At 35.9% G+C, this 13,201-nt stretch carries 18 protein-coding genes; 10 read left to right on the top strand and 8 right to left on the bottom strand.

Going from position 1 to position 13,201, the window contains the following annotated elements; all coding sequences use genetic code 11:
* Positions 1–9: 9 nt before the first annotated feature.
* The 3 genes from dapB to U5921_RS05960 all read right to left on the bottom strand — a co-directional run bounded on the left by dapB (position 10) and on the right by U5921_RS05960 (position 2,859).
* Positions 10–732, bottom strand: coding sequence for a 4-hydroxy-tetrahydrodipicolinate reductase (gene dapB, locus U5921_RS05970; protein ID WP_324825548.1), 723 nt, complete (start codon positions 730–732; stop codon positions 10–12).
* 284 nt (positions 733–1,016) lie between these two features.
* The gene (locus U5921_RS05965) at positions 1,017–2,204 is read right to left on the bottom strand and encodes a class I SAM-dependent methyltransferase (protein WP_417765053.1); all 1,188 of its coding nucleotides are present in this window, start codon (positions 2,202–2,204) and stop codon (positions 1,017–1,019) included.
* A gap of 67 nt (positions 2,205–2,271) precedes the next feature.
* On the bottom strand, positions 2,272–2,859 hold the full coding sequence (locus tag U5921_RS05960) for a TetR/AcrR family transcriptional regulator (RefSeq protein ID WP_324825546.1): 588 nt from the start codon (positions 2,857–2,859) through the stop codon (positions 2,272–2,274).
* Between the two features lie 485 nt (positions 2,860–3,344).
* Between U5921_RS05960 and U5921_RS05955 the strand changes: the two genes are divergently transcribed.
* The 7 genes from U5921_RS05955 (at position 3,345) to U5921_RS05925 (ending at position 6,913) form a co-directional block, all read left to right on the top strand.
* Complete coding sequence (locus tag U5921_RS05955; protein ID WP_324825545.1) at positions 3,345–3,599, top strand: hypothetical protein; 255 nt, start codon at positions 3,345–3,347, stop codon at positions 3,597–3,599.
* Positions 3,593–4,291, top strand: a complete 699-nt coding sequence (locus tag U5921_RS05950; RefSeq protein ID WP_324825544.1) for a hypothetical protein — start codon at positions 3,593–3,595, stop codon at positions 4,289–4,291. The genes U5921_RS05955 and U5921_RS05950 overlap by 7 nt, the downstream gene beginning before the upstream one ends.
* 40 nt (positions 4,292–4,331) lie before the next feature.
* Positions 4,332–4,493, top strand: coding sequence for a hypothetical protein (locus U5921_RS05945; RefSeq protein WP_324825543.1), 162 nt, complete (start codon positions 4,332–4,334; stop codon positions 4,491–4,493).
* Positions 4,490–4,981 carry an amidase domain-containing protein gene (locus tag U5921_RS05940; protein ID WP_324825963.1) on the top strand — a complete coding sequence of 164 codons (492 nt, stop codon included), beginning with the start codon at positions 4,490–4,492 and terminating at the stop codon, positions 4,979–4,981. Before U5921_RS05945 ends, U5921_RS05940 begins: the two co-directional genes overlap by 4 nt.
* 78 nt (positions 4,982–5,059) lie before the next feature.
* Complete coding sequence (locus tag U5921_RS05935) at positions 5,060–5,950, top strand: copper amine oxidase N-terminal domain-containing protein (protein ID WP_324825542.1); 891 nt, start codon at positions 5,060–5,062, stop codon at positions 5,948–5,950.
* Positions 5,940–6,194: a hypothetical protein gene (locus U5921_RS05930; RefSeq protein ID WP_324825541.1), complete on the top strand. Its 255-nt coding sequence runs from the start codon at positions 5,940–5,942 to the stop codon at positions 6,192–6,194. Before U5921_RS05935 ends, U5921_RS05930 begins: the two co-directional genes overlap by 11 nt.
* On the top strand, positions 6,182–6,913 hold the full coding sequence (locus tag U5921_RS05925; protein ID WP_324825540.1) for a hypothetical protein: 732 nt from the start codon (positions 6,182–6,184) through the stop codon (positions 6,911–6,913). The genes U5921_RS05930 and U5921_RS05925 overlap by 13 nt, the downstream gene beginning before the upstream one ends.
* 134 nt (positions 6,914–7,047) lie before the next feature.
* Here U5921_RS05925 and U5921_RS05920 read toward each other — a convergent pair whose 3' ends face one another.
* From U5921_RS05920 to U5921_RS05910, 3 genes are read right to left on the bottom strand one after another with little or no spacing between them, the layout of a single operon-like run.
* Positions 7,048–7,518, bottom strand: a complete 471-nt coding sequence (locus tag U5921_RS05920) for a hypothetical protein (protein ID WP_324825539.1) — start codon at positions 7,516–7,518, stop codon at positions 7,048–7,050.
* Positions 7,511–7,939, bottom strand: a complete 429-nt coding sequence (locus U5921_RS05915; protein WP_324825538.1) for a DUF6120 family protein — start codon at positions 7,937–7,939, stop codon at positions 7,511–7,513. Before U5921_RS05915 ends, U5921_RS05920 begins: the two co-directional genes overlap by 8 nt.
* Positions 7,940–7,963: 24 nt before the next feature.
* Positions 7,964–8,350: a PadR family transcriptional regulator gene (locus tag U5921_RS05910; RefSeq protein ID WP_324825537.1), complete on the bottom strand. Its 387-nt coding sequence runs from the start codon at positions 8,348–8,350 to the stop codon at positions 7,964–7,966.
* 288 nt (positions 8,351–8,638) lie between these two features.
* On the opposite strand from U5921_RS05910, the gene U5921_RS05905 reads away from it, so the two are divergent.
* From U5921_RS05905 to U5921_RS05895, 3 genes are all read left to right on the top strand, one after another.
* A complete protein-coding gene (locus U5921_RS05905) occupies positions 8,639–8,833 on the top strand; it encodes a hypothetical protein (RefSeq protein ID WP_324825536.1) in 195 nt (64 codons plus the stop codon).
* A gap of 309 nt (positions 8,834–9,142) precedes the next feature.
* Entirely contained in the window at positions 9,143–9,523 is a 381-nt protein-coding gene (locus U5921_RS05900) for a BlaI/MecI/CopY family transcriptional regulator (RefSeq protein WP_324825535.1), read from the top strand.
* Entirely contained in the window at positions 9,516–11,186 is a 1,671-nt protein-coding gene (locus U5921_RS05895; RefSeq protein ID WP_324825534.1) for a M56 family metallopeptidase, read from the top strand. Before U5921_RS05900 ends, U5921_RS05895 begins: the two co-directional genes overlap by 8 nt.
* Positions 11,187–11,264: 78 nt before the next feature.
* On the opposite strand, the gene U5921_RS05890 is transcribed toward U5921_RS05895, so the two are convergent.
* A complete protein-coding gene (locus tag U5921_RS05890) occupies positions 11,265–11,747 on the bottom strand; it encodes a methylated-DNA--[protein]-cysteine S-methyltransferase (protein WP_324825533.1) in 483 nt (160 codons plus the stop codon).
* Between the two features lie 149 nt (positions 11,748–11,896).
* Positions 11,897–13,030, bottom strand: coding sequence for an alanine racemase (gene alr / locus U5921_RS05885; protein ID WP_324825532.1), 1,134 nt, complete (start codon positions 13,028–13,030; stop codon positions 11,897–11,899).
* Positions 13,031–13,201: the final 171 nt, after the last annotated feature.

The raw sequence follows: 13,201 nt of genomic DNA, 5'->3' as shown, positions 1-13,201 counted from the left end.
GCCGCTTGCTTATTTCTTATCGGCAAACAGTACTTGATCTAAAGTGTAAAACCCTTTCCCTTTTTCAGTTAACGCATAGGCAGCTTTCAGTGCACCTTTTGCAAAGATTCGACGGCTTGCAGCAGAGTGCGTAATGGATAATATCTCATCTTCCCCGAAATAATAAACAGTATGTTCACCAGCAACCGTGCCACCTCGGAGTGCAAAGATACCAATTTCCTCCTTTTTTCGTTCGCCACATTGTCCATTTCTCTCATTGATTATGGTTTTTTCGTGTTCTGGATCAATGGCATCCAGAAGCAGCTTGGCTGTGCCGCTTGGTGCATCAACTTTTTTATTGTGATGTGTCTCTATCATTTCTATATCAAAATCGTCTTTTAAAATAGGTGAAATTTGTTGAAGTATGTTGCGAAATACAGCAATACCAAGGCTATAGTTGGCGCTGTAGAGCACAGGAGCATAATCTCCGAGCGATCTTAATGTTTCCTTTTCCTCAGCTTGAAAGCCTGTAGTGCCACAGCAAAGAGCGGTTTTAGTACGGTGCACATACTCAACTAGGTGAGGCAGCATAGCGGGATGTGAAAAGTCAATCACAACATCAGCTTTTTGCATTTGCGATAAAATATGGGGATTATTAATATCCGCGAAGCCCATAATTTCATGATCTGCATTCCGTGCTAGCTCTTCAATGTGTGTTCCCATACGCCCGTGACCAGATAGTAAAATTTTCATAGTGATCCTTCCTTCTATGTACTGTTTAAACATGTATTCTTTTCTATGATATGATGAAATATGTTAGGAAATACTATGGAATTTACAGTTTAATTCTTGACCTACTGCAACCGGTCAAGTTCGAAAGAATATGTGGAGGGAAATAAGAAGTAACGACAAAATACCTGAGCGTACTTATTCGCTCAGGTATTTTTTACTATATTTAAACTGCCTTATGAGGAGGAATTTATTCTTGTGACTTTCGTCTTTTTTAAATTATAAAGATTTCATTTATAGTATTTATATTAAGATTGGTACAGATAGTCCCTTGTCATAGGTAAACCATTATTTACGCCTTTTGTGAAGACCAGCTGATGTAGATCTACCACACCGTTATTAAATCCGGCGGCACAGCCGCAAAGATATAGCTGCCACATCCGAATGAACGAATCACTGAATTTACCCTTTAATTTTTCTTTATTTTTTTGAAAATTTTCATTCCAGCAAAGAAGGGTTTTATTATAGTGGCGGCGAAGGCTTTCCACATCAACGGTATAGTAATCAAAATCGCTGCAGATATTGATAATTTCTCTTAAGCTGGGGATGACACCGCCGGGAAAGATATATTTCTTAATCCACGGATCTCCATCGTTTTCTATTCTCCCGCTGATATAGTGGAGAAGAAGTACACCGCCTGGTTTTAAAACAGAATTTACATTTTTAATAAAAAGATTATAGTTTTTACGACCAACATGTTCCAACATTCCAATGCTTACAACCCGGTCAAATTCTCTGCCTAATTTGTGAAGCTCTCGGTAATCCATCAATTTTACTTCAAGGTAATCCTCAAGATGTTCTTCTTTAATGCGCTCTTCGAATTTTTTTGCCTGCTCTTCACTTAATGTGATTCCAAGCCCATGAACTTTATATTTTTTTGCAGCTTCAATGAGAAGAAAACCCCAGCCGCATCCGATATCCAGCAGAGTCATATTTTCCTGCAAATTGAGTTTTGAAAGTGTTAGATGAATCTTATTCATTTGCGCTTGATACAAAGAGTCTTCTTCTGTTTTAAAATAACCGCAGGAATAGCTCATTGTTTCATCAAGCCAGAGACTGTAGAAATCGTTCCCAATGTCATAATGAGATTGCACTTCTTTTTTTTGTATTTTTGCTGAAGTAGAAGGATGGATCAGGTTTTTTAGAAGCTTGTTATCCACACAAAATTTTGTCATTTGACCTAAAAAATAGTTAAGCGTTTTATAGAGATCGCCTTTAATTTGCAGGTCACCCCGCATATAGGCTTCCCCTAAGGCAAGAGAAGTGCTGCATAAAAGATCAGATTTGGGAATGGGTTCATTGAGTAGAATTTCGAATTTTGGCTCACCTTCCCCAATGATAAAGCTTTCTCCATCTTTTAAATTAACCAAAAAAGGATTTTGATCAAATTTACTGAGATACTTTTTTAAAAAATCATGTTCTATACTTTTCAAAATATCGCCTCCAATATAATTTTTACTTAAAATTTAAGCTAAATTATAATTGTCGCTGCTTTGGTACCTATTACTTACGAAGAATTTGGCGGATTGCAAAGAAGAGATCTTGTTTCAGGTTATCTATTGTATCCGGTTGATTTTCAATAATTGATGTATAGCAGATCGTACCTACAAGCTCGATAATTATAAACATAATGTGGTAAGATCGGGACATGGAATAAGAGCTCATATATGGATGGTTGATCCAATAATCTATAAGTATTTGGAAATTCCCATTTTCTTCTTGATTGATTTTCTGGTGTATTAGACTCCACGAAAGATTTTTTTCAATCAAGGTCAGAAGCTCTTTGTTTTGTTTGAAAAATGTAATAATGTAATTGGTAATTAGTATAATTTCGTCGACAAAATCATCGGTATTTTGTATACGAGCGGCTTCAATGGCTTGTTCAAGAAGAGTAATGCTGCGCTTTATCACGATGTTGCTTAATAGATCCTTTTTATCGTTAAAATAAAGATAAAAGGTTCCCTTTGCGACATCTGCGGCTCTAGCAATTTCATCAACGGTTGTATGAGAGACCCCCTTTTCTGTAAAGAGTTTACAGGCGGCCTCTTCAAGACGATTTTTCTTATCTAATTTTTTCTTGCTTGCTTCCATCTAGTCCCCCGGTCATTAGTACATAGTATTATTCTTTTAATGTTGCTTTCAAGAGTTCGTTTTTAAGAAGAATTTCTGTTATTTGTTTTCTAAGACGTTGCTATAATGACTGACCGTCAGTCGTTAATATTACTATAGCATAAATGTAATTTAAAAAGCAATGAACAAATGGAAAATATATGTAAAATTATATTGAAGGCTCAAGAAAGGCTAAAAAATTACTTATTAAATAATCATATTTATCATTGACAAATATAAAAATGATGCTATCATTTAAGCAAGCAGAATCTATAGAATATTAAATAAAGATTCATAATAAAGGCTTTTCTATACATGGAAGGCGATTATTTAAATTTAATATAGAAAGGAGGTAAATTAGTTAAATTAGTTATGTCGATTTATGAATGGAGGAATTTAAATGATGAAATATATAATTCAACATTTTTCGCATGTAATAATGTCATTATAAAATTAAGGAGATAATTATGGAAAAGTTAGGGTTTATCATGGCGTCTATTTTATCTATAATTGGATGTAATTTTCTTTTCATTACACTTTTGATAGATAAAACACTTCCTATAATTGGGAAGATGGCCAGCCAACTATCCACAACAAAGGAATATAGTGATGTAATGTATCAGGCTAATTATGAATTGGCTTATATCTTTAGTATTTTAATAATTACGGTTGGAATAGTATGTGCTCTTTATTTTTTTTTCAAGGGGGAAAAACAATGTTAAAGAAAAGTTTATCTATTATAATGTGCTTAGCCATGTTATTTGTTTTTGGAACAAGTAGTGCATTAGCGGAAAATAAATCTACAGAGACTATGTTAAATATGGATTCTATAGAGATTGAAGTAGATTATGAATCTGCACAAATAAATGATGATGGGACAACTACTTATGATGTATCAAATGCAAAAGATGTGGCATTATCTTATGGTATTGATGATGCTAAGTCTGTCAAAGTAACAATTTTTAATGAAAATCAAAACGAGCTAAACTTTATGCCACAAGCGGCTTCTTATAACTCGATTTATATTGATAACGTCATAAAATCAGGAGAAGGTTGTGGTACCGAAGAAATAACTAGAAACACGGCGATAAACCGCAAAAATAAAAAAATTGATAAAGAAATAACTTTAATTGGAACAGTTTCGAACGAATACTCGCTTAATGTTGAAGCTGGGACCAATGTAGAAGTTGCTTCAATTTCATCCGCAGTGGGGTTTAATGTATCAAAAACTTGGAGTATGTCTGATAATACAATAGTATCTTTAGAACCAAATGAGAGTGTAACGGTATATGCATATCCCTTATATAACTTTTATCAATTTGATGTCATGAAAAATCCTTTATGGGGCAGTGCTAAAAATGTAGGATCTGGATCTGCTTATAAATGCAAAGGGTTTTGTACAGTAATACAATAATTTTTAATATTAATTAGGCCGGACAGAAAATTAAGCATCTTTGTATTATAACAAGCCACACCGCAGTATGTTTGCATACACCATTAAATTAAATCAAACGCAAATGTTAAAAGCAGAAGCTGCCGATTCTGATTATCAATTGTTTTATCGCATGGATATTTCAGATGACGAAGTGATTTTAGAGCCGACACATCAACTCTGACAGCAAAAGCAACTGTTTCTTATGATAGAATTGAAGCCAGAGATTATGCATTAGATCATGCTACTGACACTCCGGAATTTTCAAAAGCAAATAAGCAAGGAAGTGATTGTGCGAATTTTGTTTCTAAGTCAATTAACGCCGGAGGCATTCCTGTTGACAAATCAGGAAAGTGGTATCCAAGCAGTGACGGAACAATAAACACTTGTGGGGATAATTGGATGCGAACAGGCTACTATCAAAATGGCGGGGTCGTTCCGTATATGACGGATAAGGGATATTTTTACGAACAATCCAATACAGGCAAAGTTTTTGCAGGAAGTATCATGTATTGGAATAAAACCAGCCATGTTGCATTGGTTACATATGGTGACGGCAGTAAGATTGAATATACACAGCATTCGAATAAAAAGCTTTTCAGTAGTGCGGCAACCGTGGTATATGAGGCGGAAAATGCAACATTTTATATGCCAAGCTCTTCGATATTATAATATTATAAATCATCTTTAAATCTTTTATGGTTTAAACATCTCACGAAAAAGAAAGGTGGATATTTAAAAGGTTCATATATGAAAAAAACAGCAGTAATTCTTTGTGCACTATTAATGATGTTAATTGGTATTTGTGGTTGTTCAAACTCCGAACCTCCCTCTTTAATCGGATCGACCAATGTTGATGGTTTGGAGATTCAGCCAAATACGATTGGAACGGATGAAGCACATATAACATACAGTGACGGAGTCACCGAAAATATCCCAGAGGAATATGTAGCTCTATTTATAAATGGTTCGATTATGAAACATGAAGGGATTCAAATTCAAGATGGAGTACCGATGCTACCAATCAAATTGATTTCAGAGGAATTGAATCAGAAAGTTTCATCAGATGGTGAAAGTATTCTTATCAGCGGAGATTCGAACGAAATAAAATTATTGCCAGAAGAGAAAAAGGCAATCTTAGATGATGAAGAATATACCCTCGAAATTGCTCCTAAGTTTTTTGGGAAGACTTTGCTGGTAGGGCTAAATGACCTATCTAAATTATTGAATGTCGATACGGTGTACTATGATGGAACGGATGAATCGGAGACACATATTATACAGAACTTACCACAGGTTATGATTAGTACATATCCAGATGAGATAAATTCTATAACCAAGGAAGAAGCGCTTGAGATATTGAAAGAACAATTAATTACTGCATATGAAAATCAATTTGGTGAATTTACCGAGCAGAAAACAAAACCAGCACTCACAAATGAGAATAATGAAATGCTGCGGTATATCATTTCGAACTTAAGTGTTACTTCAGAGAATGACAGATATTATGTGATTCCGGTTGTGTTTGATTTTTGGATAGACAAATATACCGGCGAGGTGTATGTATACTACAATGGATTAGTAATGACCGTTCACTTATTTGATCCAAATAGTGAAAATGCATTAGTATTTGCGGGGTAATACAAATAAAAATGATGTCATTGGAATAGATTATTATCGCAAAATTCGACAGGCATGTTTGATTTATGCCGACCATGTGGGCGGATACGGCATGTTTATGGAAATTACAGATGGCTCTGCAAAATCACTGTCGATTCCAAATTTAGACCAAGAGGAAGAGCGGGAACGTTTTCTTGATTTCCTTGAAAAATATACAATGAAGCTGATTGAGAAAGGATTTAAGTTTAGAAAATGGAAACGCTGAATATACGAAAGCTAATTGACTATTTTATGGTTGTTGTTGCGGCAATCATTGCCATTGTATTTTATTTAAATTTTGATTTAGAGCAAATTCTTTGGGAGAAACATGAACAAATTATTATGACCGCTGATGATATAAAAGCTGATACTACGATTGATTATGCCGGGCTTGTAGCCGGAGACGACATCTTGTCGCTGACCACCGCTAAAGAATGGGAAGTTCTAGAGTACTATGACTATGCGACAGCAGTTCCGGTGAGCATTGATAAAACCTCTGTGTACAGCCTGGCAAAATGGATTGGGTATTATGAAAAGAGTCCTTCGGGAGCGGCAAGACGTAAACTAAAAGAAACGGAAAAAAGGATCGTTGATTTGACCGCAACCCATTGCCCCTACTACATAATGGAATTGCAGGATGGCTCTCGAATACTGGTGCAAATGAACCGTGGCCTTGCAAGGCAGATTGAAAAAGGTAAAAACATAGAATTGCCATTAGGACAAAAAATCGGTATGACAAAAACAGCGAAGAATTTATTAGAACCTATATGTAAAGAACTGAATGTTTCGATGAATGGTGTCCTTTATACAATTGATAATTATTGGTCAGCTAAAAATGCAAATATAATCACATACGGGAAGTATGCTGCTGCGTTTGTGGTGTGGCTTGTTTTGTCAGTGGCTTTACAAAGTGTAATAGAGAAAATATTGTTAAGACATAAATAATTAAAAAAATTAACTGATAGAGATTAGGTTTGATATAAAATGTTTTATAAATGAAGTCAGGGGTTATCAAATTGATAACCCCTGATTTACAGATGCACTTTGGCTTAATCATTTTAATATATGTGGATGTAGAATCAAGAAATGCTTCCATTAGCAGAGCAGGTTAGCTTAATCGTAGCTTTTTTTGAAACTCCATTTAAGCGAAAGGTTGCATTACCTGTTACCGTTGCACCAGAGCACTTGCTTGTTTTTTTAGTGCATTCCCATCCGGAATTCGCAGATGCAGAGCACGAGGAGCGAATTGCTCTTGCTGTTGTGCCATCATAAGTAAAAGTTCCGCTTACAGTAAATGTCCAAACTTTACTGTTTGATTTATCATAATAATCATATGTTTTACTAGAGGATTTCGTTAGGCTATTGGTAGCCTTATTTAATACGTTTGTCATAAGGGGAACGTGCGTGGTGGTTGTGACAACTGCATAACTACCATCGTTATAACAGATAGTATTTACAGATGAGTCAGTTCTTGTAGTTCCAAAACAAGGAACTGCAGAGATCGCTATAACAAGAAGAGCTGTTAACATAAATATAATTCTTCTACTCATTTTTATTTTCCTCCTGACGTATCATCTCTTCAATTTCTTCATCGGTAAGATGATAAGGTTGAGATTCCTTTATTGTAACTTCAACTTTGCTTGGATTTATCTGAATTTGTTTATGTAAATAAATCACTAAAGAAAAAATAATTAGAAGCAATAAAAAAATCAATCCAATTAGTATAATTTTTCTTTTTCTTTGAAATTTGCTCACTTCGGCAGGGTCTAACGTATCTAAAAATTGTGCTGCCATATTTTGTGGTGCGCCAAAGGTTGCGTATAAAGAAATTAAGTCACAATCAGATTGAAGGGTCACATAATCCTGAATCTCCTGCTTTAAACCATTTAAAAATTTTTTTCGGTCTTGGCAGAAAAAAGGAAGATATTTTTTAACTCTTTTTACGTATATATCAATTACATTTTTTTCCATAATAGAATCCCCCTGATAGTCCTGTTAATCATGATATCCCTTCATAATCTTTTCAACTGATAAAACAAGTTGTTGATATTCTTTTGATAACGCTTCTAAGTGTTCCTGTCCCATTTGTGTAATGGCATAATAATTTCGAACACGGTTATCTTCGGAAATTTGTTTTCCCGATTCTTCTACATACCCCAATTTTTGAAGACGGTAAAGTACAGGGTATAAAAAAGACACCGTACATTCGCTGTCACCCCGTTGTTTCAGTTCCTGCGTCATTTGGTAAACGTACATTGGTTTTTCAGACAGCAGGCGTAAAACCAACATAGGATTTACGGCACGCTTAAAATAGTCTCCAAAAGAATGACCGCTTTCCTTTAAATTTGGTTTTTGTTCTAGTTTTTCGCTTTTTCTAGCCATAATCATCACCTTATCGATAAGATAGATATAGTATATAACAGATTGATGCAAAGTTCAATATTTAGTATTGACAAATATATAAAATTATATTACATTATGGGTAAGGACTTTTTAAAATTAATTAGATAGCAAGGGTGCTAAGATTTCAGTTTCTAAATTCATATAGTAGAAAATAATGTAACTGACACACATGAAGCTCAAAATAAATGCAAGTAGTATTATGAAGTTAGACATAGAACCTTCCCACATATAGCAGAGACGTGTGAAGGTCAGAAGAAGGAGAAAAGAATGAGTAAAGGAAACGTTTTTTTATTGGTGTTCAGTGTTATTATTTTAAGCTTCACGGTTTTTTCTTCTGCACAAGATCAGGATAAAATGCGCATTGTGCAAGGAAGCGGAGGGCATAAATATTTAATTGACTCGACGAATGCTGAGACAATACATATCCCAGAGCGTCTAAAAAATGCACAAAGCAGTGATTGAAGCGACAGGGGTAAATTCTAAATAATAGAGCCTTTTCATCTAACCTACAATATAAATTTAAAAGAAGAAAGAAAAAAGTAACGAGTAATGACCCGTTACTTTTTTCTAATGCCAGTGATGCTTTTTATAGTCTGTTCCATTTCACCTGTATTGCTGATCGAGTTATTCTTTGTAAAAAGTATATTAACGAGTTTTAAAATCAGAGGATGCCAATATAAAATAAATCAATATTGCAGTTGACACCAATATACTACTAATGTAGTATATAAGGAATAAAAGATAGCCTTGAGGGGGAGAAGGAGGATCATCATGCGGCATTTATCGGAAGCACAGCTAAAAGTAATGCTTGCTATTTGGGAAGAAGAAAGACCAGTGGCAAGAAACGAAATTCAAAAAAAGTTATCTGAAAATCAGTGGCAGGCAACAACTCTCAATACTTTTTTAAACCGATTGAGCCAAAGTGGATTTTTGAAGATAGAGCGTAGGGGTAAGGAATATGTATATAGCCCTCTTATTACAGAAGAAGAGTACAAAGCATTTGCAGGGAAAAGTATTCTAAAAAATCTTTATGACAATTCGATAAAAAAATTTGTCACATCGGTATGTGATAGCAATAATCTGACGGAGCAAGAAATATGCAGCTTACAGACACTTCTTGCAAAACTGAAGGAAGGTGATACGCATGATTAATATTGTATTTTACAATACTTTATTAATGGGAGGAATCATATCAATTTTAATCTTGTGCGTATTCCTCGTTTCACCATCATTAAATAAAAGGTATCAGCCCGGCTGGCGTTTAGATGTCTGGAAAGTGTTCATGGCATTTTTGATTATACCGGCAGGATTTATTCTGCGCTGGCTGATTGGTAATGAGCAAGCTCAAAGCAGCGTGACAGCGAGTATTAAAAGTAGTGTCACAGCAGTGACTACTGTTCCATATGAAATGGCCAGCTTTCAAACGATTGCAGAGAATCAGCAGGCTTCAATCTGGGAAAGATTGATTGATGCAGGCCCTCAGTGGATTCCAGCTATTTGGAGTATCGGCGCCTGCCTGGCAGCCTTTTATTTAATTGGAGTCTATTTGCACTTTGTCAGAGGTATTAAGAAGCATAGCGAGCTGATTGAAAATGTCAGCATCGATCAAATTCAGGCGGTAATTTTACTGAAACATAAAAGAAAGAAACCCTTGCCTGTATATCAATGCACTGGAATTTCATCACCTATGATTGTCGGAATTTTCAAGTCAGCGATCTTTATTCCCAAAAGGGAGTATACAACGGAAGATTTGAAAATCATTATAACCCATGAGGTAACTCATTATCTGCGTAACGATTTGCGATACAAGGCACTGTTTATAGCGACGCTTATTTTACACTGGTATAACCCTCTGATTCATCTAATGGTAAGGACTGCTGGAAAGGATATGGAAATGTGCTGTGACAGAGATGCCATCGAGGGGAAAGACCAAAAATTCAAAGCAGACTACAGCGATGTGATCATGGAGGAAATCATAAATCATATGCAAGTAAAAGGCATGCTATTCGCGTGCATGGGGAGCGATAAAAAGACGATGGAGGAGCGGTTTAAAAATATTTTCAGCAGCAAGAAAAAGAAAGGGAAAATTTATTTTTTAGGAGCCTTGGCAATTCTAGTGGCGATCAGTGCATTTGCGTATGCGAATGATCACAATGTGCCGAACTTTGAAAGTCCGGAGTATCAGCAGCTGTTAGAAAAGACAATCGCGGATAAAGCTGCCGCTAGAAAAGTACGGCTTACAGAACATAAGAATGTCCCATATAAAGATGTAGATAACTTTGATGAGTTAGCCGCTCTCGTCGCAGATGAAAATGGGGATTATGATATTTATGAAGTATATGCATTAGCAGGGATGGAACCGCCGGAGCAAGTTTTACAATCTGATTTTGACTTATCACAATTTGATTCGTATTTTAATACGGTAAATAACTGCATAGAGCCGCATGTGCTGGGAAATGGAGAAAGAGCGATCTATTCAAGTGATTCTGGTGAACCGTGGAAATTAAAGAAGGGAGATATCGTAAAGCTGCACATATATGCAGATGTAGAAAGATTTGGATCGCTTACAGATAAATTTGGAAGGAAATATTCTAACAGGGGCGTCCTTAGATTTGGATATTTGAAGGATGAAGAATGCAGTAATATTAAGATATTTGAGATAGATGATGAGCGACAGAGCGAGTTTACAATTTCAGAAGATGGGGAGAAAGAAATAGAGCTTGAAATACCGGAGAATGGAGCGTATAATTTCTATTTATTCTGCCCGGGCTCTCTAGACATTATTATAAAGTGGGTATCTATAGATATAAAATAAAGAATATATAAATAGTCTTCTACGATAATTTAATTTTATCATAGAAGACCATTGTTTTTAATTATTTACAGGTTGTATTTAAATTTCGATTATATCTCCTTTACTTTTTTCTAATGCCAGTAATGCCTTTTTTATATCCATACCGCCCCCGTATCCGACAAGTTTTCCGCTGCTTCCAATTACCCTGTGACAGGGGATAAGAATAGGAAGTGGATTTTTATTGTTAGCCATGCCTACAGCTCGGCAAGCCTTTGGCTTTCCGATCTGCTTGGCAATATCAAGATAGGTGCAGGTTTGCCCGTAAGGGATGGTTTTTAAAGCATCCCAGACACTGTGCTGGAATGGAGTACCTGCTGCGGTATAAGGCAAATCAAATAGTTCTCTTTCTTTAGCAAGATATTCGTTTAGCTGTTTTGCAGCCTCTTTCAAAAGAGGTGTTTCTACTTCCTCATAATCGGTGTTATTAAAATGCTTTCCGAAAATAACATTTGTGATGGCTCTTCCGTTCTCGGCGAAGCCAATGATTCCTAATTCCGTTTCATAGAAAAAAAGGTGTTTCATTTTTATCCTCCGTTTTCCACTGTTTCAAGTTGAAGCGAATCAAAAAGGAACTGCGTTCAAATGGATTGAGTCAGTTCCTTATTTTTCTGTCAAGATACATAAGCGTTTACAAATAATACTTTTTTATAGTCGATTGTTTCTTGCTGTTTTTATTTTACATATACTTTTGGAAGCCTCTGTCCGAACGCACAGGCTATTTCATAATTAATGGTTCCGGTTGCATTCGCAATGTCATCAGCCAAAATGGTATTGGTTCCATCTGTTCCCATAATGATGCATTCATCACCCAGCTTGACATTCGGAACATCTGTTACATCTACCATGCATTGATCCATGCAGATATTTCCTGCAATCGGTGCGAATACGCCGTTTACAATGACCTTTGCGTCCTTAGAATATGGGCGGGGATAGCCGTCTGCATAACCAAGCGCCAAAGTGGCAATCAGACTTTCCCGTTCTGATACAAAACGTCTTCCATAGCCTACAGAAAAATCATTCCCAACTCTTTTCAGATGTATAATGTTTGCCTTTACAGACATAACTGGTTTAATAGAAAGCTCTTTTCGATCCACTTCATCAGATGGATAAAGTCCGTATAGGATGATGCCGGGGCGTACTGCATCGTAATGTGCGGTCGGAACTTCCATGATGGCAGCACTATTTGCTAAAGTACGAAATGGAACTTTCAAACCGGCTTTTATCAGTGCATCATAGAAATCAGCATACTTTTTTTCCTGGGATTTTGTATAGGTTTTGTCTAAAGCATCCGCAGTTGAAAAATGAGAGAAGATACCTTTGATTTTGAAGTTGGATAGTTGATTGATTTTCACGACATCCGAAATAGCATCCTCATCATAAGGTTGATAGCCGATTCTCCCCATTCCGGTGTCTACAGCAATTAAACCTTCTACGGTTTTTCCTTTTGCAGCAGCTGCATCGGAAATTGCCTTTGCATTTTCAAAGGAACAGGTTACAGGAGTAATATCATAATCAATGATGGTATCGGCATACATGTCCGGAGTCAATCCAAGCATGATAATCGCTTCTTTGTATCCTGCTTCACGTAACGTAATGGCTTCCTGTAAAGTGGCGATGGCAAAGGTAGTCACACCATTTTCTTGAAGCACTTTTGCGACTTCAACGGAACCATGCCCATAAGCATCGGCTTTAATGACACCAATCAGATCACGGCCGTTTGCTTTTGCTTTAATTTGTTTGATATTATAATCCAAGTTACTTAAATTAATTTCTGCCCAAGCTGGTCTCAGAGCTCCCTTATACATGATATATACGTCCTTTCTTTTATAAAGCTTACACAATGACTCAATTATATACCTCTCATAGTTGAAATTCAACCCTGCAAGTACCCCTTAAATATGATATACTGAATCAAAAAAGTAAGAGGAATGAAAGATAAAAGACAGGGCAAAATGATTAAAATAAAGAGCAGAGAA

This window comes from Sinanaerobacter sp. ZZT-01, assembly GCF_035621135.1.
Lineage (GTDB): Bacteria > Bacillota > Clostridia > Peptostreptococcales > Anaerovoracaceae > IOR16.
This window is presented reverse-complemented; position numbering and strand designations above follow the sequence as displayed.

Bases quoted from the DNA above. Each gene is read 5' to 3' on its own strand.
- U5921_RS05910 (WP_324825537.1), bottom strand. From the start codon at position 8,350: ATGGCTAGAAAAAGCGAAAAACTAGAACAAAAACCAAATTTAAAGGAA.
- U5921_RS05920 (WP_324825539.1), bottom strand. From the start codon at position 7,518: ATGAGTAGAAGAATTATATTTATGTTAACAGCTCTTCTTGTTATAGCG.
- U5921_RS05900 (WP_324825535.1), top strand. From the start codon at position 9,143: ATGCGGCATTTATCGGAAGCACAGCTAAAAGTAATGCTTGCTATTTGG.
- U5921_RS05935 (WP_324825542.1), top strand. From the start codon at position 5,060: ATGAAAAAAACAGCAGTAATTCTTTGTGCACTATTAATGATGTTAATT.
- U5921_RS05925 (WP_324825540.1), top strand. From the start codon at position 6,182: ATGGAAACGCTGAATATACGAAAGCTAATTGACTATTTTATGGTTGTT.
- dapB (WP_324825548.1), bottom strand. From the start codon at position 732: ATGAAAATTTTACTATCTGGTCACGGGCGTATGGGAACACACATTGAA.
- U5921_RS05905 (WP_324825536.1), top strand. From the start codon at position 8,639: ATGAGTAAAGGAAACGTTTTTTTATTGGTGTTCAGTGTTATTATTTTA.
- alr (WP_324825532.1), bottom strand. From the start codon at position 13,030: ATGTATAAGGGAGCTCTGAGACCAGCTTGGGCAGAAATTAATTTAAGT.
- U5921_RS05950 (WP_324825544.1), top strand. From the start codon at position 3,593: ATGTTAAAGAAAAGTTTATCTATTATAATGTGCTTAGCCATGTTATTT.
- U5921_RS05890 (WP_324825533.1), bottom strand. From the start codon at position 11,747: ATGAAACACCTTTTTTTCTATGAAACGGAATTAGGAATCATTGGCTTC.
- U5921_RS05915 (WP_324825538.1), bottom strand. From the start codon at position 7,939: ATGGAAAAAAATGTAATTGATATATACGTAAAAAGAGTTAAAAAATAT.
- U5921_RS05955 (WP_324825545.1), top strand. From the start codon at position 3,345: ATGGAAAAGTTAGGGTTTATCATGGCGTCTATTTTATCTATAATTGGA.
- U5921_RS05960 (WP_324825546.1), bottom strand. From the start codon at position 2,859: ATGGAAGCAAGCAAGAAAAAATTAGATAAGAAAAATCGTCTTGAAGAG.
- U5921_RS05895 (WP_324825534.1), top strand. From the start codon at position 9,516: ATGATTAATATTGTATTTTACAATACTTTATTAATGGGAGGAATCATA.